We start from the raw sequence: 24,973 nt of genomic DNA, 5'->3' as shown, positions 1-24,973 counted from the left end.
CAGCCCGGCCCGGACGCTTCGGCGTCCCTCGCAACAGAATGGACACACATGCTCGAAGGAACTCTCGTACGCCGAGCCGCCGGGCGACTCAAGCGTGGGGCAGTCCACCACCTGTCCTCCGGCAGACAGGAGCTGGGACAGGTCCGGCAACGACTGCAGCTGCGGGGTCGGGTCTACCGCGCGCTTGGCCGCGACCTGCCGCAGGACTACGGGCGTCCCTTCTTCCCGCCGGCTTCCTTCGACGCGTGGGTCGCCCGTACCGGTGAGGGCCGACCGGTCCTCTACCCGCCGGCCTGGCGTACGTACGGCCGTCTCGTCGTGGAGCAGCCGTCACGCATCGCCGTGCTCATGCACGTCCACTTCCCCGAGCTGGTCGATGAGCTGGTCGACCAGCTCGCCCACATCCCGGTCCCGTTCGATCTGATCGTCACCAACAGCTCCGGTGAGGACGTGGACATCCGCCCGGTCGGAGCCATGCGCAACTGCCGGGTCCTGCCGGTGGACAACCACGGCCGCGACATCTGGCCCACGGTGGCGGCCGTGAATTCCGGCGTGCTCGACCCCTACCTGCTCGTGCTCAAGGTCCACACGAAGAAGAGCGCCTGGCGGGAGGAGCACGAGCTGGCCGGCGACGGCTCCACCTGGCGGGCGGGCTTCCTGGAGCAGCTGCTCGGCAACCGCACGAACGTCGAGGTCATTCTCGACGCCTTCCGCAGCGATCCCGGCCTGGGGGTCGTCACCGCCGACGGCAGCGTGCTCGGCCCCGAGTTCTGGGGTGACAACCAGCGCAACGCACGGGAGCTGGCGCGGCGACTCGAGTTCTGGCTCGACGACGACTCGCTGACCTTCCCGGCCGGCTCGATGTACTGGTGCCGGGGCATCGTGCTCCAGGGCCTGCGCGCGCTGCTGATGACGGAAGCGGACTTCGAGGAGGAACGCGGACAGGTCAACGGCACGACGGCGCACGCGGTCGAGCGTCTGATCGGGGTACTCACCACGGAGGCCGGTCTGTCCACCGTCGAGCGCAGCCTGCTCCCCCGGCCGGCGGTGCCGGGAAGCCACCAGGACTTCGACGGCCGGCCGCTGCGAGCCCGCGCGCGGTTCGTCCCCTTCTACCTCCCGCAGTTCCATCCCACCCCGGAGAACGACGAGTGGTGGGGAACGGGGTTCACGGAGTGGACGAACGTCACGACGACCCGGCCGGTCTTCCACGGCCACTACCAGCCGCGGCTGCCCACCGACCTGGGCTTCTACGACCTGCGCTCGGACGAGGTCCGCCGCGCACAGGCCCAGCTCGCGTCCTTCGCCGGGATCGAGGGCTTCATGTACTACTACTACTGGTTCGCGGGCAAGCGGCTGCTCCACCGCCCGATCGAGGCGCTCCTGGCCAGCGACCTCGAGTTCCCGTTCTGCTTGATGTGGGCCAACGAGAACTGGACCCGACGCTGGGACGGGAACTCGCAGGACATCCTGCTGGCGCAGGACTATGACCGCGTGCCCGCTGAGCAGTTCATCGAGGACGTGGCGGACTTCCTCGCCGACCCGCGGTACATGACCGTCGAGGGCAAGAAGATCCTGGCGGTCTACCGGCCCGCCCAGATGCCTGACTTCGCCCGGGTCGCGCGGCGCTGGCGGGAGATCGCCCGGCAGAAGGGTATCGGCGAGCTGTTCCTCCTGCACGTGGACGTGGGGCACAGCATGCAGGGCCTCGACGACGCCGCGTCGCACGGCTTGGACGGTTCCATGGAGTTCCCGCCGCACAACATGCTGTGGAAGGGCATCGACCGGATGGACCTGCACATGCGGCACGACTTCCACGGCAACGCCATGAGCTATCCCGCGCTGGCGGACGACGCTGCAGCCCGGGCCGCCCGGGACGACAACCCGAACCACTTCCCGGGGGCGATGGTCACCTTCGACAACACTGCCCGACGGCAGCTGAGCAGCGACTTCTGGTTCGGGGCCAATCCCTACGTCTTCCACCGGTGGCTGCAGGCGCTGGCCCGCGCGGTGACCGACCGGGACCCGGACCGCCGGCTGATCTTCGTGAACGCCTGGAACGAGTGGGCCGAGGCGGCCGTCCTGGAGCCGACCGATCGACACGGGAGGAGCTTCCTGCTGGCGCTCCGGGACGTCGCCTACAGCTGATCCGCCGTCCCCGTCCCCGTCCCCGGCGCGCCGCGGAACCGCCGGGCGACCGCGACCAGCGGTGCGGGAGCCCTCCGCCGGAGGCGCTCCACCGCCACCTCCGCGCGGTGCCTGACCGCGCGGCGGGCGCGGCGGACTGCCCTGGCTGCCGCATCGTCGCCGGACCGGACGAGGACCACGAGGCCCTGGGAGAACAGCTCGCCGCTGGGCCGCCAGCGGACGACCTCCATGCCGTTGTCACCCCAGACGCGTTCCACGAAGCGACGTGGCACCGCCGCCCACCCGTAGTAGTCCTCGGTTCGCACCCCTCCGCCCCCCGTGGCGCCGAACTGCAGGCGGTCGGCCCTGAACCCGGCGCGGGCCGCCGGGACGTCGGCGAAGACCGTGGCCATGGACGCCGCGAAGTCGTCGGCAGCGCCACGCCTCACGAGCTGCTGAGCACCTTCCACCAGGTCGATGAACTCCTCGCCGAGCACGGTGATCGCGACGATGCCGCCGGGACGCACCACGCGCGCGAGCTCTCTCGCCCAGGCCTCGTGGGCAGCACGGGAGAGGTGGGAGAAGACGCTGAAAGCCACGACGACGTCCATGGACGCGTCACGGAGAACGGTCGGCGGCGTCACGGGCACGGTCATGGCGTTGATGCCGGGCAGCGACACGTTGACCAGGGCGGTCATCTCCCCGTCGACGTCCACGGCGAACAGCTGCTGCGGCGGCACCTCGGACAGGAGCAGCCGGCTGATCCGGCCCCAGCCGCACCCGAAGTCCAGGACCCTGCTGCCCCGGAGCCCCGGGTGCCCGCAGGCGCGCAGTTCCTCCGCCACGGCCGTCACGAAAGCCTCGGCCTCGGCGTACGCCTCCTCGAACGACAAGCCGACGAACTGCACCTGCAACTGCTCGGGAGGGTTCGGCGGGGCAGATCCGTGCACGTCCACCACAGCGGGGGGATCGCCGAGGGGTGCGCCGGAGGCGAGCCGCTGCACGAGTGAGGACGTCATGCCGCCACTCTCGCCGACGCGCGCCCGCGCGACCAACTGATCGCGTCAGGATGAGTTCTGCGACCCCATGGTCTCGCTGAGCAACGCCCCCCGCCGATAGTCTGCGAGGACGAGCCCGACGCGCCACCCGCGTGACGAGGACGATCCTCGGCGCGGAGGCTGAGCACTTCCTCAGGCACCGAAGGCCGTCCCACCCGGGACCCGAGGCCACGAAGGATGGGTCCATGCCAGAGACCTCCAGCCCCGAACCACAGGAGACAGCCGCCCAGCCGGCCCGGCCGGTCTTCGAGAACCCCGGCTACTGCGCCTGCTGCCAGAGCCAGACGGTCTTCGTCGCCCACGACGAGTGGCTGCGTGACTTCTACATCTGCCGGAACTGTGGATCGATCCCCCGCCAGCGCCACCTGCAGACGGTGCTGGAGGAGACGATCCCCGGCTGGAAGGACCTGGTGGTGCACGAGTCGTCGCCGTCCAACGGCCTGTTGTCCCGGGTCTGCACCAACTACAGCTCCTCGCACTACTACCCCGACGTGCCGCGGGGCGAGTACCGCGACGGCGTCCGCAGCGAGGACGTGGAGGCGCTCACCTTTCCCGACGAGTCGATCGACGTCTTCATCACCCAGGACGTCCTCGAACACGTTTTCCACCCCGACCGTGCGGTCCGGGAGATCCACCGCGTCCTGCGGCCCGGGGGCGCGCACGTCTTCACCACACCCAAGTACCCGTGGCTGTCCGAGAGCCGGGCGCGCGCGCGGGTCAGCGCCCACGGGGTCGTCGAGCACCTCTTCCCCGAGGAGTACCACGGGAATCCGATCGGCGACAACAAGGCGCTGGTCACCTGGGACTACGGTGACGACTTCGAACTGCTCCTCAGCGAGTGGGTGGGCGCCGGCGTCCAGACCCACCGTCGGCGGGACCGGTCCCTCGGCATCGACGCGGAGTTCAACGAGGTCTTCGTGATCCGCAAGCCGGTCGCCGGTGCGGGGACCGCCGGATCGGCACTGGGTCAGGCACTGAGTCACGGCAGCCGGGCCGCGGTGGACTTGGCTCGGGTCGCCGCACGCCGGGTCCGGCCCGTTGTCGGCCGGGTCAAGCGCGGGGTTCTCGGCGCGGCCGGGGTCCGCCGCGCGGCCGGCTGAGCGTTCGGCAGCGCACCGGCCACCGATGAGCCCGGGGTCAGCGGGGCCTGCGCACCCGGGCCCGCAGGCGGCGGGCGATCAGTTCCGCGCCCCCCTCACGCCAGCCGGCCCGCAGCCGGCTCAGCACAGAGAAGCTGCCGGCCGGGCGGTCGAGCCCGAGCTGCAGCCGGTCCACCGGGTCCAGGAGCAGGTCCGGCGAGCGGGCGGGGTCCGCGCAGAAGTCGGCCAGCGGGACGGCGACGCGGTCCCAGGCGTACGAGTGGCCCAGGGTCGCGGCCGCGTCACCGGCACGGGCGCGCCAGGCCTGGTCGCCGACCGCCCGGAGCAGGGCGTCGGCGAGCCCCTCCTGGTCGTCCGCCGCAACCGTCGTCCCGGCGCCGTGGCCGGCGATGTGCTCGGCCAGGTCGTCGCCGCCGGTGCTGATGACCGGCAGTCCGCACCACAGGTAGTCCAGCAGCCTGGTGCGGAAGGAGAACTCCGTCTCGACGTGGTCCTTGTGCGTGCTGACCCCCACGTCGGCGGCCGCGAGCCAGTGGCCGCGCTCGTCGTAGGGCACCCAGCCGTCGTGGAAGAACACCGCGCGGTCCAGCGTGCCGGTCTCGCGCGCGGCGTCCCGCGCCGCGTCGGTCGCCGTCCGGACACCCGCCACGGGATGCCGGGTGCCGAGGAAGACCAGCCGCACGTCCGGCTGATCGGGCAGCACACGGGCAACCGCACGGACCAGCACCACCGGGTCGAACCACTCGTAGACGCCGCCGCCCCAGATCAGGACGACATCCTCGTCGGAGATCGCGGGGAAGGTCCGGCGCAGGACGCCGCGGTCGCGTGGCGGCGCCGGCACCTCCGGGATCCCGAAGGGAACCACGGCGACGAGCCGCGACAGGTCCGGCGCGAGGTCGTAGGTCAGCGGGTTGACCCGGCCCAGGGCGGCGAGGTGCCCGAGCCAGAGGGACCGCTGCCGGCCGGAGGCGCAGAGCACCAGGTCGGCGCGCGAGAGCTGGGCGTTCAGGGACCGGACGCAGTCCCGGACGACGGCCCGCCGCCCGGTCTCCCCCAGTGGCCGGGCCTGCTCGAGCTGTTCGAGGTGGAAGGGGTCGTAGGCGTCGACGACGATCGGCAGCGGCTCGTCGGCCAGCCACGGGTGCAGACCCAGGACATCCCCCTGGATCACCACGACCGCGGCGGTCCGCACCCGCTGCCGCAGGCCGGCCGCGTCGGTCGCGGCGGTGAGGCTCACCGACGGGTCGGACCGGTCCACGCCGGCGAGCGACACGACCGTCACCGGCCCGGACCGCCCGTCACGGGCGAGGGCGCGGCCCAGCTCGAGGGTGCGGATGGCCGGTCCGGCCATGCGCTGCCCGACCGGCTCCGGGGTGATCAGCAGGACGCCGGCCCGGTCGCCCTCGGTCACGGGCGGTCGCCCTCGGGGTCGCAGAGCCAGTCGTAGACCCCACCGAGCGCGCGATCCCAGTCGGCGTGTCCGGCCATGACATCGGCCAGGCCCTGCACCCCCAGCCGCTCCCGCAGCTCGGCGTCGGTGCACAGCCGCTCCAGCTGGTCGGCGAGGCTGTCGACGGTGCGACGGGCCAGCAAGCTGTTCTCGCCGTCCCGCAGGAGCCAGTGCCCCCACGGGTTGTCGAACGCGACGACGGGAACGCCGCTGGCCATCAACTCGAGCGGCAGGTACGAGGGATGGCGGGAGACGGTGAGCGCCAGCCCGACGTCGCTGCGGCGGTACAGGTCCCCGGTGGCCCGGTAGTCGAGCAGGCCCAGGTGCTCCATGGCGCCGCCGTCGTCCCCACCGACCGCGCGAGCGCCGGCCGTGACGATGTGGACCCGGTCACCGAGCCGCCGCTTCAGCTCTGTGAGCGCCGCCGACGCCAGCTCCCAGCAGTTGCGCCAGTGCCCCGGCCGCGCGTAGACGAAGACCGTGACGGGGTCGCCGTCCCGTCGAGCCGGGCGTCCGTCGGCCGAGAACACCGCTGGGTCGACCGCGGGCGTGAACGACATCGCCCGCCCGCCGTACTCCTCCTCGTACACCCGCCGGAGGTTGGCCGTGTTGCAGATGCCGTACAGGCCCAGGCGGTAGCTCTCCTCCGCCAGGGCGTACTGCGTGCCCGCCGGGTAGAACATCGGCTCGTAGTCCTGGACGAGGTAGAACTTGCGCCGGATGCCAGGAGCGTGCGCGAGCGCGTAGGCGGTCGTCCAGAGCGTGGCGATGCCGGCGTCGGCGGCCGGAACCCGACCGAGGTCCATCGACTCGTCGTAGAAGGCGATCGGCGAGTCGGCCAGCCGCGGGAACGCCGCGGCGAGAGCCGACCGGACGAAGTGGTCCGGGGGCTGTCCCCAGACGACGAAGCGGTTCTCGACCCCGTGCTCCCGGGCCAGCAGGTCGGCCGTGCGCAGCGCCGTGTTGATGCCGCCGTAGAAGGGGCTGTCGATGTCGGGCACGAACCAGTTCACGGTGCGCACGGGGAACCGGTCGCGGTTCTCCGCGTGCGTATCGCGGATCGCCGCCACGTCGGCGTCCCGGACCTGGCACATGGCGGCCAGGCGCCGGGACTCGTCGGCATCGCTGCGCTGCCGGTAGGCGGTGAGGTCGCGCCCGATGACGCGGCCCACCCACTCCGCCGGCGGCGGCTCGGTGCGTGCGCGCAGCCGCGGCCGGCGGCTGCGCAACGACATGTTCGGGTTCCAGTAGGGGTCCCCGCCGAAGAGCCACGGGTTGTACCGCCAGTAGCTGGCGAAGTAGTCCTCGGCCGGCACCGTCGTGCCGCGGGTGGCCGATTCGAGGTGGCGAACCGGTGCATGTGGCGAGCAGACGTTGCGCCGGCCCGCCAGGACCGCGGCCAGGCCGAGGGCGACGTCGGACCCGGTGAGCCGGAACCGCTCGTCGAACCCTCCGACGGCATCGAAGACCTCACGCCGGACGGCGCAGCAGGCGCCTGTCACGGCCAGCACGTTGCGGATCCGGTCGCTCGGGCCGTACATGCCGGTGCTGCCCCGCTCCATGCCCGCGAAGACGTGGTCGGCGAAGCCGGACATGCCGATCACGACCCCGGTGTGCTGGATCAGCCCGGTCGGGTCGAGGAGCTGGAGACCCACGACGCCGACCGCCGGCTGCACGGCCCAGCCGACCAGCTCCCGCAGCCAGGACGGGTCGAGGATCTCGGTGTCGTCGTTGAGGAAGACCAACACCTCGGCGTCGCTGCGGGTGGCCGCGGCGTTGTTCACCGCGGAGTAGTTGAACGGCCGGTCCCACCACAGGACGCCGAGGTCGATCCCCAGGTCGAGGCCGGCGTACCACTGCTCGTTCTCCGGCGTCCGGTCCCCGTTGTCCACGACGACGACGTCGAACGCCGGGTAGTCGCTGGCCGCCACCGACGGGAGGCTCGACCGGAGCACGTCGCGGTTGTGCCGGGTCGGCACGACCACGGTGACCTTCGGCCACTGGGGCAGCTCCCACAGAATCCGCACTCCCCCGTGCCGGCCCGCCACCGCCCGACCGTGCAGCGCCGAGCGGTCGAGGTGGGCCTGCACCGTCGACACCGCCGCGTCGTCGGGGACGGTCGTGCGCGCGGGGATGCTGCTGAGCACTCGCGTGATCCGGCGGACGCGCTCGGCCGGCAGCCCGGCCCGGAGCAGGAGGTCCCAGTGCGCCGCGGGGTCCGCCAGCGGCCCGAGTCCGCCGGCCGCCAGGATCGTCGATGCGCGCAGGGCGAAGGCACGTCCCACGTAGTCGTCCCCAAGGAGCAGCTCGGGCGACCACGCGGGCCGGAAGCGCGGATCGCCGTGCGCCCGGCCGACCGCGACGTCGTCGTCCCACGTCACGAGGTCCGCGGCGGGCGCCCGGTGCACCGCGAGCGCAACCTCGAAGACGCAGTCGGGCGCCAGCCGGTCGCCGGGACGCAGCAGCAGCGTCATGGCGCGGCCGGCGTCGGCCAGCCGGCCGGCCACGGCCGCCCCCGGATCCGCGTCGGAGACGGCCGTGACCCGCTCGTCGCTTCCACCGCTGGGGACGCGGCCGCAGACCAGCGCGCTCCACCACGGCGATGACTGGGCGGCCAGGCTCTCCAGGGTGGCCCCGAGGTCACCCTCGCCAGGCAATACGACCACCAGTACCTGCAGCCCACCGGCGACCTCGTCGGCCCGAGCCCGCTGCGCGGCGAGCTCCGTCCGTGAGGCCCGGTGCCCGAGCAGCCACAGGGGGTAGGGCGGGGCCGGGATCTCCGCGACGGCGGGCGCAGTCCAGTGGCGTCGGAGGGACTCGGCGGTGGCCCGGAGGTCGCGCGCGGTCTCCCGGGCGGCCGTCGCCACGGCCCGCCGCCGGCTTCCCGGCGGCATCCGCGCCACCAGGGACGCCTGGACGCGCTCACGCCAGCCCTGAGCCGGAGCCGGCTCCGCCGAGTTGAACTCGGATGGACTGGTCACGTGGCGGCTCCTCGGCGGTCGGGGCGGGTGAGCCGGTACGGTCGTTCCTCGTCGGCCCGGCCGGTACCGACGTCCCTCGGATGAGTCGGACGTCCAGGGGAACAGAGGGGTTCAACCTACCTTCCGGCCGCTCCGCGACCCGTCCGGCGACGCCGGGCGGCCACCCGCTCGAGACCTCGGGAGGACCGGCTGCGCATCGGCCTGGACGTGACCCCGCTGCTGGGCACGCCCACCGGGATCGGCCGCTACGTCCGGTCGCTGCTCGCCGAGCTCGCCAGCCGCGGTGGGCCCGACGAGGTGCGGGGCGTCGCCTTCACGCTGCGCCGGCGCGGGGGGCTCGCCCCCCAGCTGCCCGCGGATGTCCGGGTCGTCGGCCCTCCGGTCCCGGCGCGTGCCCTGCAGGCGGTCTGGTCCCGACTGGAGCTCCCGCCGGTCACCGCGCTCGGCGGCCGTCTGGACGTCTTCCACGGCACGAACTTCGTGCTCCCGCCGCCCGGCCGCGCCGCCGGGGTCGTGACGGTGCACGACCTGTCGTTCCTCCGCACGCCGCAGACGGTGACCGCCGCCTCGCTGGCCTACCGGACCCTGGTGCCGCGCAGCATCGGCCGGGCCGGCGCCGTGTGCGTCCCCAGTGCCGCGGTCGCCGACGAGGTGGCCGAGGCCTACCGGGTACCGGAGGACCGGCTGGTCGTGACGCCGCTCGGGGTGGATCCGCTCTGGGCGCGGGCGGAACCGCCCGACGACGACCGGCGGCGCCGGCTCGGTCTGCCGGCGGACTACCTCGTCTTCAGCGGCTCGCTCGAACCGCGCAAGAACCTGCCGCTGCTGCTGGACGCCCAGCGGCGGCTGACCGCGCGGCACCGCGATTGGCCCCCGCTCGTGCTGATGGGGCCGCCCGGGTGGGGGCCGTCGCTCGACCTCGGCGGCCTGCCGGACGGGGCGGTGCGTCTGACCGGCTACCTGGCCGACGAGGACCTGCGCAGCGTCGTCGCCGGCGCCGCGGCACTGGTCTACCCGTCCCTCTACGAGGGGTTCGGGCTGCCGCCGCTGGAGGCGTTCGCCTGTGGCGTTCCCGTCGTGGCCTCCGACCTCCCGGTGACCCGGGAGGTCGTCGGCGACGACCCGGAGCTGTCCCGGCTGGTGCCCCTGGGCGACGTGGACGCCCTCGTGGACGCGCTCGAGCAGCAGGTGACCGGCACGGAGGCCCCCGACGTCGCGGCCCGGCGTCGCCGCCGGGCCGCGGGCTTCACGTGGGCGGCCACCGCCGACCGGACCCGCGAGGCCTATCGCCGCGTGGTCACCGCACGTTGATGACCTGGCATCCGAGCGCGGTGTAGCCCCCCGATCCGGCGCCGGCGTTGATGGCGTACTCGCACACCGTGTGCCAACCCTTCGGAATCGCGAAGCGGCCGGTGTACCCGTGATCCGGGCCCGCCCCGGGATAGGCCTCGGCGAGCTCGGCGCGCGGCTCCGTGGCCTTCGTGATGCCCAGCACCTGGCCGTCGAGGTGGAAGTGCACCTCCACCGCCGACGTCGGCAGGTCGGGCTCGATGGCCCATCCGCTGATCTCGGTGATGCCGTCCACCGTGTTCGCGTACTCGTGCTTGCCGATGGGCATCGAACCACCGTTCACGACCACGTCGGAGCAGGAGATCTTCGGATCCCCCTTCGTCCCCAGCACGTTGATCGCGTAGACGCACACCGTGTGCTTGCCCGACGGGATGCTCAGCCGCCGGTCGAAGCCGTGGGCCGCACCCATGCCGGGGTGCGCGGCCGCGACGTCGGGCCGGTCGCCGGAGGCGGTGACGATCGCCGCGACCTGCCCGTCGATGTGGACATGGACATCGATCGGGTCGCTGGTGTCGCCGTCCAGGGCCCACCCGCGGACGCGCAGGTCGAAGCCGTTGACCGATACCTCGTCGACGGCCCCGACCGGCGCGGCCCCTACGTCGACGGTCTTGCACCCGAGCGTCTGGTTCGTCGATCCCTGCAGGACGTTGATGGCATACGCGCAGACCGCGTGCTGCCCGGGCACGGCGGGCAGGGTCGCGGCGAAGCCGTGCAGGTCCCCTGAGCCCGGGTACGCGGCAGCGATGTCCGGCCGGGACCTGTTCGCCGTAACCGACCCCGTGTGCACGCCGTCCACGTAGACGTGCACGTCGACGGGGTCGGTCGTCTCGGGGTCGAGCGCCCACCCCGTGACGGTGATGTCCTTCGCCCCGCCGGTGGCGGTCTCCATCCAGCCCGTCGGATCGATCTTGAGCTCGACCCGGCGGCACCCCAGGGCCGAGAACTTCGACGATCCCAGATCGATCGCGTACAGGCAGATCTCGTTCCAGCCGGGCCGGACCGGCAGGCGCGCCATGATGCCGTGCGCTCCCGCGCTCGCATGGGCGCCGTTCGCGGGGAAGATGCCCGTCACCGCCCCGTTCACGTGCGCGTGCACCTCGACCGGCGCCGCCCGGTCGTCCGGGTCGATCGACCACCCGGTCACCAGCGCCTGGCCCTGGTCGATCCTCACCGACTCGAATTCGCCGACGGGCAGACCGCTGGTGTCGACCGTGCGGCACCCCAGCTGCGTGTCCGTGTTGCCCAGCACCACGTTGATCGCGTAGACGCAGATCTCGTGCCTGCCTTGGGTGACCGGCAGCAGCAGGTCGAACCCGTGCTTCTCCCCGGCGCCGTAGTGAGCGTTCACGTCCCACCGGGGGATGTCCGCGGGGAACGAGCCCGAGCCCACGCCGTCGATGTAGACGTGCACCGCGAGGGACGACATCGGGCTGTCGGGGTCGATCGTCCAGCCCGTCGCGCGGACCTTGTTGCCCGTCACGGGCTCCAGCGTGTCGAACGAGCCGAACGGGTTGCCCTCCGCCCGCGGTCTCCAGAAGGTGGACTTCAGGCCGAAGCGGGGGTTGCTGACCGACACGGTCGTCTTCGAGCCGACGACCTGCAGCGAGGTGATGTAGCCGCCCCACTGCCCCAGGCCGGCCCGGTTGAGCACCCGCAGTCCTTGCAGCGTGCCGATCTGAGGATAGGCAGACTCCAGGTACGAGGCGTTCAGCGTCGTCGTCCAGCTGTGGTCCGGGTTGCCTGCGAGCCCGTCGTAGGGATCGGCCTTCGAGACCAGGTACGGCTGGCTGCCCGCCAGCATCGCGCCGCCGTTGGACGCGCTGAACTGCGTGAACGCTGGAGCGCCCCGGTAGTAGAGCGCGGTGCCCCCGGTGACGTGCACCGCGGTGTTCGTCCGCGGATCCTCGATGGACCGCCCCTTGTAGACCTGGCAGGCGGTCGTGTCGCAGATGTCGTAATAGGACGCGGACGGGGTCTGGATGTCCCACCAGGCGTAGCTACGGGCGGCCACCGCCTGCGCTTCGAGGGCGGCCGGTCGCCAGGACGGCGGTGACTCGGCGGGCACGACGCCCGACAGGTACTCCTGCATGTTGACGTGGCTGACGGCCGTGCTGACCCCACTCGCGGTGCGGACGACGTTGATCGACCCGCGGTAGTTGCGCGAGCTGCCGTCCGCGGCGAACACGGTTGCGCCATCGGCCGTCCAGAAGGCGAGCGGCCCCGCGTAGGTGCCACTGCCCCCGATAGAGAAGTTCACCCACCGCGCGCCGTCCCACCGGATGATGCGCTGGCTCGTCCCGGACGTCAGCACCCGGAAGGGACCCGACGTCGCCTGGGCGAGGATGCCGGTGGCAGCGTCCTGGATGTACATGTACGGCGTCCCCGCCGTGCTGTCGATCCGCAGGTCCGCCGACGCGGTGGCGGTGAGAAGCACCCGGACGCCGGGGGTCCCGATGTTGGTCCGCGTGGTGCCCGGGTAGTAGAAGTCGAGGATCTGGTTGGCGGTGAGCCCCTGGGTGGCCGCTCCCTGCGCCCCCCGCTGGGACATGCCGTGGCCGTGCCCGTAGCCGTGCCCGTCGACCGTGTACACCCGGCCCGGCGGGACGGGGAACCATTCGGCCGCCTGCGCGGGTTCGCTGGCCACGAGGCCGACGGTGCCGCCAAGCAGGAGCCCGACGAGGGCCAGGACGAGCAGTCGTGTGCGCTTGCCCATGTCAGACGTACACCACCCGACAGCCGAGGAGGGGGTCCTCCGTGCCGGTGCCGACGTTGATCCCGTACGCGCAGATGGTGTGCCAGCCGCTGGTGATCTTGATCGTCTTGCTGAAGCCGTGGCCGGGGCCGGCCTCCGGGGGCAGGGTCGCGGCGATGTCGGGCCGCGGTTCGGCCGATGTCATGTAGCCGAACCACCGGCCGTCGACGTGGAAGTGGACCGGGGTGGAGTAGGGACCGGCGTCGGGATCCCACGTCCAGCCCTTGAGGTCGACGCGGCCGTCCGAGTGGGAGATGGCCATCTCCAGACCGCCCACCGGGTTCCACGCCCGTGCGTCGACGGTCACCGTCCGGCAGCCGAGCCCGGGGTCCCCGTACCCGCCACCGAGGTTGATGGCGTACACGCACACGCTGTGGGTGCCCGGCGCGAGGTTGACGGAGCCGCTGAAGCCGTGGCTCGGGCCGGCGGCGGGGTACGCCGCGCCGACGTCGGGCCGGGCGTCCCCGGCGCGCAGGATGCGAGCCACCTGCCCGTCGACGTGGACGTGCACGTCGGTGGGCGTGGTGGGGACGTCCAGGTCGTACGCCCACCCGGAGACGGCGACGGACCGGCCCTGGAGGGTGGCCGCCTCGTAGTTGCCGGTCGGGACGAACAGCGAGTTCGGCACGTTGAACGGACTGCAGCCCATCAGCGGGTCCCGGGTGCCGCGGTTGCGGTTGATCGCGTAGATGCAGATCTGGTGGTTACCGGGCTGGGCGACCGCGCCCCGCCAGTACCAGCCGTGGTAGCGGCCGGCCCCCGGGTACTGGGCCGCGATGTCGTCGCGCGGAGCACCGGACGGGAAGGACCCGGCGTACTGGCCGTCGATGTGCACGTGCATCTCGAGCGCGCTGGTCGGCGCGTCCGGGTCCACCGACCAGCCGGTCACGGTCATGTACCGGCCGTCGGGGGTGAACACCTCGGCCTGACCCACCGGGTTGTGGGCCGCGTCGTCGTTCGTCGCCGTGACGACCTTGCAGCTGTGCCACGTCGTCTGTCCCGGGCCCCCGGCGTTGCCGAAGACGACGCAGATGGTGTGCCGGCCCGGTGAGAGGCCCCACTGCCCGCGGAAGCCGTGCGCGGGCCCCGCGAAGGGGAACGCCGCCGCCACGTCGGGCCGGTGACCGTCGGCGCGCATGGTCAGCGCCCACTGACCGTCCACGGAGAATCCGACATCTACAGGCGACGTCGGGACGTCGGGGTCGTACGCCCATCCGACGATGTCCAGTCGGGTGCCCGTGACCGCGATCGCCTCTGCGTTGCCCTCGGGGCTGCCCGGCACGGCGTTGAGCCGCGCCCCGATCATGTCGCGTAGCTGCGCCATGCGGTTGTACGCGTACTGGCCCGGGCACGTGGTGTTGCCGACGTCCCGGTGGCCGAAGACGGTCGGCACGGTGACTGTCGTGCCGGCCGCGTACTTCGCGGTCCCCCCTCCGCCCGAGGTCAGCTGGGTCGACCCGAAGGGCGTGATCGCGTAGAGCCGGAGCTTCCAGGCCATCACCGAGGCCACCGAGTCAAGCAGCGCCTGCGGAGTGTCGACCTCGGCGTAGTTGCCGAGCATCGAGACACCGAAGGTCCCGGTGTTGAAGCCACCGGCGTGTGCGCCGATCACCGTCGAGGTCATCCCGCCGTAGCGGCCCTCGAAGATCCGGCCGAACTTGTCGACGATGAAGTTGTAGCCGATGTCGCCCCAGCCGCGGGTCCGCGTGTGGTACGCGTAGATCGACCGCATCATCCCGTAGACGTCGGTGGCGCTGTAGGTGTTGCGGTCGGCCGTGTGGTGCAGGGTCGCCGCCTTCAGAGTCGGGGCGTACTCGGGCCCCCACGTGCGGATCGACTCGTCCGCGCCCCATGCGGCCCGCGAGATGATGCTCGGCATCGTGGCTCCGGAGGCGGCGCCTGCCTGGTCCACGGCACCGGACTCGGCCGGCACGGCGTCGGCCGCGCTCTCGCCGGGGTCGATCAGCGCGACCTTGACGTCGTCGGGCACCACGCCGCCGGCGCCCTGCACGATCACCTCGACGCCGTAGGACTCGCCGGTCCAGTACGGCGCCGTGCCGCCCCTCGCCTCCTCGGCCGGCGTCTTCTCCGATGGCGTCTGCTCGATGTCGTCGGCCTCGAGAGTGGTCCACTCGCCCCACGCGCCGTCGGCGTCCTTCACCCGGAGCTGGACCACCACGTCGGTGACGCCGCCCTGGCGCCAGGTGATGCCCACCGTGGAGAACTTCTCCGCGTCCGGCTGCGCGTAGGTGAGGGCCGGGACACCGGGCAGCTCCTCCCCCGAGACGACCTGCTCGTCCCCGGGCACGTCGTCGGCCGCGACCTGCTCGGCGGACGGCTTCCCCACGGGCGGCTCGACCGGCGGGGCGGTGGCCTCCGCCTCGTCGACCCCGCCCTCGACCGACTGGCCGTCGGTGGCGACCACGGCTTCCCCGGCGGGCTCGGTGACCGAGCCCAGCGCCACCTCGTCGATCGCCACCTCGACCGGGCGAGCCTCCGGCACGGGGGCGGCGTACACGGGCAACACGAGAATCGTGCTGGTCATCGCGAAGAAGGCGATGGGTGCTGCGATGAGGCGGCGCACTGGTCCTCCGGGTACAACGAGTGATCTGCGGCGGTTCGTGGGGGTGGGCGCGACGCGGCCTACCTGTTTCTTTCGGACGACCGGGACCGGAGTTGAGCCGGCAGGGGGCACTCGAGCGGTGCCGAGCCGGCCACACCTAGACGGCGGCCTCCTGGAGCGGGCTCCGTCCGCCGGCGGCGACGGGCAGCGGGGAGGTCTCGACCCGCCCGTCCGCCACGACTCCCGTGCCCGGTGCCGCGCCGGCCCGCCGACCGCTGCGGAGGGTCAGCACGGCGCAGACGAGGGACGCGCCCAGCAGGCCGGCGACCAGCAGCTCGGTGGGAACCGGGGGCCCCCAGCCGGCGGCGGAGCGCCCCCACAGACCACCGATGCCGTGGACGTTGCGGTTGAGCGCCCACAGCAGAGAGGCGGTCTGGAGCGTGACGAAGGCGGCGACGACGACGGCGAGCACGCGCCGGTGGCTGCCGGCCCGCCCGGTCGCGGCGGTCGCCGGGAGCAATCCGAGGAGGAGCGGGATCCCGACCGCCAGGGGCAGGGTGTACCGGCCCTGCCACGAGAAGCCGTACTCCCTGTACGTGAGCAGCTGGAGCGTGGCCGGCACGAGGACCGCGGCCGCGGCCAGGGCGCCGAGGACGAGGAGGTCCCTGCGGGGCGCGCCGGCGAGGGCAGGGGCGGCCAGCGTCGCGAGTCCCCAGACGAAGACGGCTGTGACGACATCGGGCTGGGGGGTGTCCAGCCATCCGAAGAAGCCCACCATCTGGGACAGCCCCGTGGTGACCGTCTGCAACGACGTCACGGCTGCCGGCAGGACGGGCAGGTCCGCGAAGCCCTCCGACGGGAGGAGCCGCAAGGCGTCCCGCAGCACGATCCAGGCCAGGGTGGACCCGGCGGTGGCGCAGACGACGGGAACGGTCGCCACGACCGCCGGGGACCGGAGCAGCCTCCGCACCGCCTCGCGCGACCCGCGGAGCACCAGCAGGGCGGCAAGGATCGCGACCAGCCAGAGCAGCGACAGCGGCCGGGCGACGGTCAGGACCACCGCCGCCAGCAGGGACCGGCGCAGCAGCGGCTCGCTCCACCGGAGCGACGCCCCGGGCTCCTCCCGCAGCCGCGACAGCAGCACGAAGCCACTCGTCCACAGGCAGACGGCTGCGGCGATCTCGGGGGCCTGTGGGTTCACGGAACCGGAGAAGAAGAACACCATCGGTGTCGTGGCCAGGCCCAGTCCGGCGAGGGCGACGCGCGGACGGTCGGCCCGCAGGGCGCTGCAGGCCGCCGAGGCCAGGAGGCCCGCCACGAGTAGGACCGTCAGCCCTCGCATCAGGTAGACGGCCACGGCCCCGTCCGCCACCAGCGACCCCAGACCGGCGTACGCGTAATAGGCCGGCGGGTAGTGGCCGACGGTGGTGACCACCTGCGCCTCGCCGGGCCGCCCCTCGAACGCCGGCGCGCATCCGGCCGGGAGGGTCGAGTGCGAGGCGAAGCAGGGAACCAGCGGCACGTCGGCGAACTCGGCCGGCACCGTGACCACGGTCTCGACCCCCTCGGAGGGCGCCCACACCTGACCCCGGGCGGCCGCGGCGGCGTAGATCGAGTGGGCCGGTTCGTCGGGCACGCCGAAGACCGGGGTCGCGAGCGCCCACGTCTGCCCGAAGACGGAGAAGAGCATGAAGGCGACCAGCCAGCGGCGCGCCTCCGAGGACCGACTCAACGGCATCCTGATCCCGGCCCTCCAACCGCGTGCGCGAGTTCGGCGGCAGGGACCTCGGCGGCCGGGCGGCTGGACGCGCTCTGCGGCGCGCCGACGCGCTCACGCATGGCCCACCGGGTCAATCCGAAGGCGACGGGCATGGTCACGACCACCGCCACCGGAGGTGCGAGTACCTCGCTCAGCGAGAGCACCTCCACCAGCACCCAGACGACTGCGGAGCGGAGCACGACGGTGGTGCCGTTGGTCACCAGGTACATGACGAGGGACCACCGCGACGTGCCGACACGGAAGGCGTACCGAGCGTTGGCCACGTAGGCGACCAGCACGGCGACCGCCAGGGCGATCCCGTTGGCCACCATGTACGGCGCGACCGGCAGCAGCGCCAGGTAGAGACCCCAGTACAGGCCTGTGTTCAACGCGTTGACCAGGACGAACCGCGCGAAGACCCCGAGCCTCTTGCGGCGGGGCGTGCTCACGCCACCTCGGGGTCGTACCGGCCGGTCGCGGCCCGACCGAGGATCTTCACCAGGTCCAGCTGCGCCGATCGCCCGTGGATCTTGGTGGGGATGTCGCCGGCCGGCGGGTAGGCGCGGGTCACGGGCACCTCGGTGCAGGCGAAGCCCAGGCGCGCCGCCCGGATGGGCAGGTAGGCCAGCAGCTCATAGGTGTCGAAGACCGCGCGCATCGGCGCCACCCGGGGGTCCTGCAGCAGCGCGCGCGAGTGCCCGCGAAAGCCGTTGGTGGTGTCGGTGAAGCGGTGCCGCGCCGCCAGCGAGGTCACCGGGGCGTGGAACAGCTTGATCGCCAGGTGCCGCTCGCGCGGGGTGTTGATCGCCTGGCCGCCCGGGACATAGCGCGACCCCTGGACGAAGTCGGCACCGGCGTCGAGCGCGGCGACGAACCGCGGGATGGCGGCGACGTCGTCCTTGCCGTTGCCGTCGACGGTGATGACCCCGTCGTAGCCCTCGGCGAGCGCGAATGCGAAGCCCATGCGCAACTGGGCGCTCAGCTTGCCGGCATCGCGCTTGACCAGCAGCGCCCGGACGCCGAGCCCGCGGAGGACGTCGAGGTCGGTGGACCCGTCGGTGCTGCCGCCGTCGACCACGACGACGTCGATCCCGAAGCCGTGGTCCCGCAGGCGGCCGAGCTGACCCAGAATGCGCTCGCCCTCGTTGATCACCGGGATGAGGACGCAGTAGCGGCTGCCCCGCTCCGACTCGAGGACGTGCACGTCCCCCGCTGGGACGGCCCACCCCGCCGGATGCCGGTCAGGTGCATTCGTGTCGCTCACTGGTAGGTCTTCCTCACGAACTCCGCGGTGCGCCGGACGGCGCCGGTCGGGTCGTCCGCCTGGCGGAGCATCTCCACCGAGACGTGCCCGTCGTAGTCGACGGCGCGCAGTGCGGCGGCCACCGCGCCGTGGTCGACCGGGCCGTCGGGGCCGACGGCGCCCAGCTGCGGCGCGCTGGCGTGCACGTGGGCGAGCACGTCGGCGCCGGCGCGGATTCGCTCGGCGGCGTCGTCACCGGCGAGTGCCATGCAGGCGGTGTCCAAGTGCAGCCGCACGCCGGGAGAGCCGACCGCACGGACGAAGGCCGCGGACGCGACGGCGTCGGTCAGGTAGTCGCAGTTGTACGCCGTCGGATTGGCCTCGATGCAGAAGCACACGCCGAGGTCGGCGGCCTGCGCCCCGAGCCGGGCGAAAAGCTCGACGGCGATCTCATCGGCCCGCTCCACGGGCAGATCGCCGCGGCGCCGGTTCCCAGGCGAGCCGAACACCAGCCGGGTCGCGCCCAGGCCGACCGCGAGACGCGCCATCCCGACGAGGTGGTCGTGCAGCCCGCGGCGCGCCTCGGCGTCCCCGAACAACTGCAGCTCGGGACGCTGGAAGAGCAGCGACTGGAGTGCCACGATCCGCAGGCCGGCGGCCTCGATCGCCGAACGCGCCGCCGCGACCTCCGCCGCATCCTGCGCCAAGGGGTCGGCCCACAACCGGGTCGGGGCCACCTCGAGGGAAGCGAAGCCCAGCTCCGGCAATCGCGGCAGGACGTGCGCGTCCTCCTCGGCCGACCACGCGAGGTTAGAGAAGGCCAGGTTCACAGTGCCGCCAACCGCCGCTCGCCGGCGCCCCACGTGCGGACGGCGGCGAGCACCTCGCCGGCCGACCGGAGGTAGGGGCCCTCGCGACCGGCGAGGACCGGAGCGTGCACCGTCCGCAGGTCGTAGGCCACCTTCGGGCGGTCGTCGCAGTCGTACGGCAGGCCGAAGCTCTCCTCGGCCACCTGAGCCGAGGACACCGGCTGGGTCGCGAGGTTGACGACGGTCAGCCCCGCGTCGCGGGCGACCAGCACGTGACCCCAGAGATCGCGCACGTCGTAGAACTGGAAGGTCGACGCCGCGTTCGCGAAGCGGCTCCCGGGCTGGTGGATCAGGTCGAAGATCAGGTTCTTCTTCAGGCCCGGGCCGAACATCCCCGGCAACCGGACGATGAGCGTGTTCTCGAACCGCCCGGTGACGAATTCCTCCAGCAGCGCCCGGTGCCGGCCGTACGCCTGCTCCTGCGCGGTGTCGGCCGGCGTGTCCTCGTCGGCCCCGCGCGAGTCGGCGTACACGTCCACGGTCGAGACCAGGACGCACGACGTGGCCCGGCTCCCGTCCAGGGCGTCGATGAGCCGCTGGATGTTGGCGCGGTCCTGCTCCGGCTCGGCGTTGGCCCGCCACTTCTCGGCGGGTGCGCCCGCGCAGACGATCTCGTCCACGTCGGATGCCGGGAGCTGGTCGATGTCGGTGCTGCGGAAGCGGGCGACGGGGCGGATCCGGGGCAGCAGGGCGCCCCCGACGAACCCGGACCAGCCGACGAGCGCGCGCCGCACGGTGTCGCTCATGACGCCACCCGACCGTCGTCGGACCGCACCGCGGCGGCGCCCTGAGCCTCTACGTTCAGCATGTCTCGCGCGTTCTGCACCGCGCTCGTCGCCTCGAACGCCACCCGGTAGGCGGGCCGTTCGTTCGCCGTCTCGTTCGACTGGTACATGAACTCGGCCATGATCGCGATGACCACGCAGATGAGAAAGAACATCACGCTGGTCTGCAGGCTCGTCGACGTCCAGCCGGCGACGGCGCCCTTGAAGACCCCGACGATCACGACGTAGAGGGCGTACAGCAGATTGATCACGCTCGCGGTGACCGAGATACCGACGGCCAGCCGCAGCGGCCGCGCGCTGGCGTAGAAGATCGAGCGCAGCACCTGGCGCAGGCTGGTGGTCGACCGCGCATGGGCTCGCGTGCCCGGGGTGTAGTCCAGGACAGCGGAGGGGTAGCCGGACAGCGACGGCAACAGCCGCAGGACGCGGTCCCGGTCGCGCCGCGGGAGCCAGGCGTCCAGCGCCTGCCGGCTGTATGCCCGCAGGCCCAGGCTCACCGACGCGATGTCGTCGTCCCGCATGCCGTAGCGGGCGAGCCGACGGCTCAGGCCGAGGGCCAGCCGGCGGCCCCCACCGGCGGCCCTGTCGACGCCGACCACGATGCCCGTGTCGTCGTCCACCATGCTCGCGCACCGGACGACGTCCGTCGGCGCGTCGACGCCCAGGCGGGCGGTCACGACGACGTCGCCGAGGGCCCCGTCGAGCCCGGCGGTGAAGGCCACCTCGTCGGTGCACTCGTGCAGGAGGCCGAGCACCTGCAGGTTGGCCTGCCGCCGGGCGAGGGCCCGCGCCCAGGGCTGCCGGCCCCGGGCGCCGGACAGGACCAGGACGATCTCGTGCACCGGGTAGGCGGCGGACAGGGCGGCGTCGAGGGCGGTCAGGTCGCTCTCGATCTGGGCCGCCGGGCCCTCGGCGATCACGACCACGCTCACGAACGTGCTCGCGCTCCGGTCGGGAGCCGGCGTGCGCAGAACCAGCTCCGCCGGCTCCACACCCGTCCTACGCGGGGCCGGGACGGCGCGAGGCGCCTGGATGTCAGACAGCGTCACGGAGGTGCTCCTCTGCTACTCGGAGTGCGTCACCGATGTTGTCGATCTTCGAGCCGAGCAGGGACATGACGCGGCCCCCGCCGGATCGACGCATGACGATGGGCCGGGCGTCGTCACCGTCGCGGCGCGCCGGCACCGTCTTGACCCCCCACAGGGACTCGCGGTGGACGGCGTCGCGGAGTGAGGGGACGTAGCGGATCGCGTCCCGCAGCATGAAATCCGCGCGGCTGGCCAGCCCGCTGCGTAGCGCGGCCTGCGCCGCCTCGTAGGAGGGCTGGGCGCCGTGCGGGGTGTACCGCACGTGGCTGAGCGTGTGGTACGGCGTCGAGGGGAACGGCATGAGCGAGAAGTACGGGCCGTCCATGACGGTGATGCCCTTCCCGCGCAGGTCGTCGGGCAGGTCCACGAGGGCCATCTCGCAGGGCTCGCAGTGCAGGCCCGAGTACCCGACGTCATCGGGCAGGGCGCCGATCGTCTCCCCGTAGGTGCACACGAGCACACGGTCGGCGGTGAGCGCCTGGCCGTCCTCCAGGATGACCTCGGCGCTCGCCGGCCCCTCCTCCACCGCGGTCACGCGGGCTCCGAGGCGGACGGTGACCCGGGCGTCGTCCAGCTCCTGACGGACGATCTCCCGCAACTTGAGCGAGTCGAAGACGGATTCGCGGGTCACCCACGAGGCCTCGATCAGCGCCGGGTTGAACAGCCGCCGGACGCCGGCCGGTGCGTCCATCAGGGGCGCCCCGATGTGCTCGCACACCCGACGGAACTTGCGGGCGTTGGTGAGCGACCCCCGCGCCACGGCGTAGATGCAGAGGAAGTCGTCGACGACGCAGTCGGCATAGCGCGACATGAAAGCGGCGTAGCTGGCCTGACTGCGCCCGGCGGTGCGCAGCGAGCGGGGGTAGTGATAGCCCCCGTGCACCCGCGCCTGATTGAAGTAGCTGGCTCCGCCGAGGAGGTCGCGGCGCGCCTCGAGGAGGGTGACCGAAGCGCCTTCCCGAGCCAGGTGAGCCGCGAGAGAGGAGCCGTAGAACCCGCCCCCGACGACGACCAGGCGAGGTGCGATCATCCGGCGGGCACTTCCTTCGCTGAGAGACGTGGCCGAGGTGGCTCTGGAGAGCCCTCACTCCTGCGGTGTCCCGAGAGTACGGTTCCAACCACTCTGAGTGACAGGCCCCGGATCGAATTCGGGCCTCTGCCGTCACACGAGTCACACGGGCACCGCATGCATGGACCGGAAGGGTCCGTCACCGCCGCAGGGCGGTGGTCCTCCAGCGCGTGGGCCATCCGCGCGGAGGCCGGAAGGGGGCGCGGTCGAGGACGGCACGAGCGTCGTCGCGTCGGAAGCGCCTGTTGCATCCGGCCCCGCCTGTGGCGACCTTTCCTGTCACCACCCCCTGGTGGTACTGCCGACCTGTCGGGGGGACACGTGCCGGCGTCCGGGGACCGCTGGCTACCGGCGACGCCTCTGCGGAAGCCTGCCGCCGGATCGACGTGTCCCTCGCCGCACCCACCGGCAACCCGTCGTCGGAGAACCTGGGCACAGGGCGGCACTACGGCGCGACGATGCCGTTCCGGCGCCCACCTCGCCGGCACGAAGGCCATGCCTCGGCGGTCCGGGTCCCGACCCACCTCGTGCCCCAGCGGCACGGCAGTTCCGCGTGATGCCGACGCCGAACCCGATGTGGCCTCGTGGCGCCCTTCCCGTGGTGGCAGCTGTGCGGACACGGGATGCCGTGCCACAGGTGCGCCCGCACCTCACCGTGACAGCCGCCCCGAGGCCACGGGCCCAGCGCCGTCCGCGGACGGCGAGCCTGGTGATGGGTGGGTGTCCCGTCGGGGGGCGCTGGGCGGTGCGCTCCCCCGGGGCCGACCGGCTCCCGCGGGTACCCCTTCCCCGCCGCCCGCACGACCGGCGGGGCGGCGGCACATCCGGCGCCGTCTGTGGCGTCTGCGGCCGATGTGAACGCCCGTGCTCGACGGGTAGGAGGTATCACGACCCGGGGGTGTCGAACGTCCACCGGCAATGGCTTGCGTGCTTACCATCAGCTTCGTTCGCCGACGACGGAACGCCAGCATCACACAGGCGCGCTGCGTTCTGTCGGACTGGACCGTCACATCCCCGACAGTGAGGAAGCCGGTGAGCCGACCATACGACCCGCGCGCGGGGACGTTGGGCGCTCGCGCGCTCCCTCCTCGCCTGGACCCCCGCGCCGGCCGTCCGCCCCGTCCGCGGGCGCGACCGGCCGGCGGTGACGAAGCCGGTCGCCCGACGTCGCAGAGGATGAGCCACCGCCCTTCCGCTGCCGACCCGCGGGCGACGATCCCTGCACCCCGCTTCGGTAGCGTCCTCGGGCTCACCACGCTCGGCGCCGTGATCCCCGGGACCGCCTTCCTCGCCGCCGGCTACCGCAGGGTCGGCTGGGCCCTGGTCGCCGGCTTCGCGGCACTGGTCGCCCTGGCCGCCTGGCTGGCCACCGGGGGCCAGCACATCGCCGTGCGCCTGGCGGTCAGCCCCACGGGTCTCCTGCTCGTCATCGCGGCTGCCGTTGGCCTGGCCGTCGTCTGGTCCCTCGTCGTCATCGCGGGCTACCGCGTCCTGGCGCCGGACTCGACGACGCGCAGGCAGCACTTGTTCGGCGGACTGCTCGTCACGCTGCTGGCCCTGGGGGTTGCCGCACCCGCCTTCGAAGCGGCCCACCTCGCGTCGGTGCAGCGCAACCTGATCACCGGCCTGTTCGGCGGCGACGTCGAGTCCGCCACGGTGCCCAGCGCTGCCGCCAGCAACCCGTGGGGGGACAAGAGCCGGGTCAACGTCCTCCTGCTCGGGGGCGACGGCGGCGACGGCCGGACCGGCGTGCGCACCGACACGGTCATCGTCGCCAGCATCGACACCGACACCGGCCGGACCACGACGTTCAGCCTGCCGCGCAACCTCGAGGAGCTTCCCTTCCCCGAGGGCAGCGAACTCCACGACGCCTACCCGGACGGGTTCTGGGCCGGCAGCGAGAGCGAGAGCCTGCTCAACGCGGTCTACCGGAACGGCCCGAACGAGCACCCCGAAATCTTCGAGGGGAGCACGTATCCCGGCGCCGAATTCCTCAAGGTCGGCGTCGGTGAGGCCCTGGGCCTGACGATCGACTACTTCGTCCTGGTGAACCTGGAGGGCTTCAGCCAGCTGATCGACGCCCTCGGTGGGATCACGGTCAACGTGAACTACTACGTGCCGATCGGCGGGGAGCCCTCCCTCGGCTACCTGCCCGACGACTACATCGCGCCCGGCCCCAACCAGCACATGGACGGCGAGCGAGCGCTGGACTACGCGCGAGGACGCTTCGGGCTGACGGACTACCAGCGCATGGACCGCCAGCGCTGCATGATCAACGCGATCGTCGAGGCCGCCGACCCTATGACCCTGTTGACCCGCTACCAGCAGATCGCGGCGACGACGCAGGACATCGTCAGCACCGACATCCCGCAGTCGGTCGTCGGGAACTTCGCCGACCTCGCCCTCAAGGTGAAGGACGCCGGTATCCAGAGCGTGGTCTTCGACGACACCCTGATCCGGCCGGCCTACCCCGACTACGACGAGATCCGGGCGACCGTCCAGCAGGCGCTGGCCATGACCCCGGCACCGGCACCGACCCCGGCCGAGCCCGCGCCGTCGGGCGACAGCTCGGACGCCGCCGCCGGCACGGCGACGGCCGCTCCGGAGGCCTCGGGGCCGGCCGCTGCGTCGGAATCGCCTGTCACGAACGCCACGGACGCCTGCGCCTACGACCCCGAGGCGGCGCAGGAGGCGCTGGACAAGGGCGAGCCGCCCACCAAGCGCGGGTGACATCGGTGGGCGCCGCCGGCTACGGCGGCGCCCACCGGTCCCGGCCTGC

General features: G+C 72.6%; 16 protein-coding genes. 4 read left to right on the top strand and 12 right to left on the bottom strand.

Annotated elements, in window-relative coordinates; genetic code table 11:
- The first annotated feature begins 48 nt into the window (after positions 1-48).
- Complete coding sequence (locus ACFSHS_RS02110) at positions 49-2,148, top strand: glycoside hydrolase family 99-like domain-containing protein (RefSeq protein ID WP_376871143.1); 2,100 nt, start codon at positions 49-51, stop codon at positions 2,146-2,148.
- On the opposite strand, the gene ACFSHS_RS02105 is transcribed toward ACFSHS_RS02110, so the two are convergent.
- A complete protein-coding gene (locus ACFSHS_RS02105; protein WP_376871140.1) occupies positions 2,139-3,146 on the bottom strand; it encodes a class I SAM-dependent methyltransferase in 1,008 nt (335 codons plus the stop codon). The genes ACFSHS_RS02110 and ACFSHS_RS02105 overlap by 10 nt on opposite strands.
- Before the next feature lie 224 nt (positions 3,147-3,370).
- Here ACFSHS_RS02105 and ACFSHS_RS02100 point away from each other — a divergent pair, with 224 nt between their 5' ends.
- Positions 3,371-4,285, top strand: a complete 915-nt coding sequence (locus ACFSHS_RS02100) for a class I SAM-dependent methyltransferase (protein WP_376871138.1) — start codon at positions 3,371-3,373, stop codon at positions 4,283-4,285.
- 37 nt (positions 4,286-4,322) lie between these two features.
- On the opposite strand, the gene ACFSHS_RS02095 is transcribed toward ACFSHS_RS02100, so the two are convergent.
- Together ACFSHS_RS02095 and ACFSHS_RS02090 are read right to left on the bottom strand one after the other, a co-directional pair.
- Positions 4,323-5,696 (bottom strand): glycosyltransferase, encoded by a 1,374-nt coding sequence (locus tag ACFSHS_RS02095; RefSeq protein ID WP_376871136.1) that lies wholly within the window; start codon positions 5,694-5,696, stop codon positions 4,323-4,325.
- On the bottom strand, positions 5,693-8,716 hold the full coding sequence (locus ACFSHS_RS02090) for a rhamnosyltransferase WsaF family glycosyltransferase (RefSeq protein ID WP_376871134.1): 3,024 nt from the start codon (positions 8,714-8,716) through the stop codon (positions 5,693-5,695). Before ACFSHS_RS02090 ends, ACFSHS_RS02095 begins: the two co-directional genes overlap by 4 nt.
- A gap of 207 nt (positions 8,717-8,923) precedes the next feature.
- Between ACFSHS_RS02090 and ACFSHS_RS02085 the strand changes: the two genes are divergently transcribed.
- Positions 8,924-10,027, top strand: a complete 1,104-nt coding sequence (locus ACFSHS_RS02085) for a glycosyltransferase family 4 protein (protein ID WP_376871132.1) — start codon at positions 8,924-8,926, stop codon at positions 10,025-10,027.
- On the opposite strand, the gene ACFSHS_RS02080 is transcribed toward ACFSHS_RS02085, so the two are convergent.
- The 9 genes from ACFSHS_RS02080 to ACFSHS_RS02040 all read right to left on the bottom strand — a co-directional run bounded on the left by ACFSHS_RS02080 (position 10,014) and on the right by ACFSHS_RS02040 (position 22,155).
- Positions 10,014-12,779 (bottom strand): SpoIID/LytB domain-containing protein, encoded by a 2,766-nt coding sequence (locus ACFSHS_RS02080; protein ID WP_376871129.1) that lies wholly within the window; start codon positions 12,777-12,779, stop codon positions 10,014-10,016. The genes ACFSHS_RS02085 and ACFSHS_RS02080 overlap by 14 nt on opposite strands.
- Before the next feature lies 1 nt (position 12,780).
- Positions 12,781-15,363: an N-acetylmuramoyl-L-alanine amidase gene (locus ACFSHS_RS02075; protein ID WP_376871126.1), complete on the bottom strand. Its 2,583-nt coding sequence runs from the start codon at positions 15,361-15,363 to the stop codon at positions 12,781-12,783.
- 175 nt (positions 15,364-15,538) lie between these two features.
- Entirely contained in the window at positions 15,539-17,113 is a 1,575-nt protein-coding gene (locus tag ACFSHS_RS02070) for a DUF2142 domain-containing protein (RefSeq protein ID WP_376871124.1), read from the bottom strand.
- Positions 17,110-17,589, bottom strand: a complete 480-nt coding sequence (locus ACFSHS_RS02065; RefSeq protein WP_376871122.1) for a GtrA family protein — start codon at positions 17,587-17,589, stop codon at positions 17,110-17,112. The genes ACFSHS_RS02070 and ACFSHS_RS02065 overlap by 4 nt, the downstream gene beginning before the upstream one ends.
- Entirely contained in the window at positions 17,586-18,404 is an 819-nt protein-coding gene (locus ACFSHS_RS02060) for a glycosyltransferase family 2 protein (RefSeq protein WP_376871120.1), read from the bottom strand. Before ACFSHS_RS02060 ends, ACFSHS_RS02065 begins: the two co-directional genes overlap by 4 nt.
- Positions 18,401-19,213, bottom strand: a complete 813-nt coding sequence (locus ACFSHS_RS02055; RefSeq protein WP_376871118.1) for a sugar phosphate isomerase/epimerase family protein — start codon at positions 19,211-19,213, stop codon at positions 18,401-18,403. Before ACFSHS_RS02055 ends, ACFSHS_RS02060 begins: the two co-directional genes overlap by 4 nt.
- A complete protein-coding gene (locus ACFSHS_RS02050; protein WP_376871116.1) occupies positions 19,210-19,998 on the bottom strand; it encodes an NAD-dependent epimerase/dehydratase family protein in 789 nt (262 codons plus the stop codon). Before ACFSHS_RS02050 ends, ACFSHS_RS02055 begins: the two co-directional genes overlap by 4 nt.
- Complete coding sequence (locus tag ACFSHS_RS02045) at positions 19,995-21,086, bottom strand: hypothetical protein (protein ID WP_376871113.1); 1,092 nt, start codon at positions 21,084-21,086, stop codon at positions 19,995-19,997. The genes ACFSHS_RS02050 and ACFSHS_RS02045 overlap by 4 nt, the downstream gene beginning before the upstream one ends.
- Entirely contained in the window at positions 21,073-22,155 is a 1,083-nt protein-coding gene (locus ACFSHS_RS02040) for an FAD-dependent oxidoreductase (protein ID WP_376871111.1), read from the bottom strand. The genes ACFSHS_RS02045 and ACFSHS_RS02040 overlap by 14 nt, the downstream gene beginning before the upstream one ends.
- Before the next feature lie 1,305 nt (positions 22,156-23,460).
- Between ACFSHS_RS02040 and ACFSHS_RS02035 the strand changes: the two genes are divergently transcribed.
- Positions 23,461-24,924: an LCP family protein gene (locus ACFSHS_RS02035; RefSeq protein WP_376871109.1), complete on the top strand. Its 1,464-nt coding sequence runs from the start codon at positions 23,461-23,463 to the stop codon at positions 24,922-24,924.
- The last annotated feature ends 49 nt before the right edge of the window (positions 24,925-24,973 follow it).

The sequence above is a fragment of the Blastococcus deserti genome, from assembly GCF_042682525.1.
Classification (GTDB): domain Bacteria; phylum Actinomycetota; class Actinomycetes; order Mycobacteriales; family Geodermatophilaceae; genus Blastococcus_B; species Blastococcus_B deserti.
Note: the sequence above shows the minus strand (reverse complement) of the source record. Positions and strands in the feature narration are given on the sequence as shown.

Coding starts and splice junctions, on each gene's coding strand:
- ACFSHS_RS02105 (WP_376871140.1), bottom strand. CDS start 3,146: ATGACGTCCTCACTCGTGCAGCGGCTCGCCTCCGGCGCACCCCTCGGC.
- ACFSHS_RS02080 (WP_376871129.1), bottom strand. CDS start 12,779: ATGGGCAAGCGCACACGACTGCTCGTCCTGGCCCTCGTCGGGCTCCTG.
- ACFSHS_RS02050 (WP_376871116.1), bottom strand. CDS start 19,998: ATGAGCGACACCGTGCGGCGCGCGCTCGTCGGCTGGTCCGGGTTCGTC.
- ACFSHS_RS02110 (WP_376871143.1), top strand. CDS start 49: ATGCTCGAAGGAACTCTCGTACGCCGAGCCGCCGGGCGACTCAAGCGT.
- ACFSHS_RS02100 (WP_376871138.1), top strand. CDS start 3,371: ATGCCAGAGACCTCCAGCCCCGAACCACAGGAGACAGCCGCCCAGCCG.
- ACFSHS_RS02040 (WP_376871111.1), bottom strand. CDS start 22,155: ATGATCGCACCTCGCCTGGTCGTCGTCGGGGGCGGGTTCTACGGCTCC.
- ACFSHS_RS02075 (WP_376871126.1), bottom strand. CDS start 15,363: ATGACCAGCACGATTCTCGTGTTGCCCGTGTACGCCGCCCCCGTGCCG.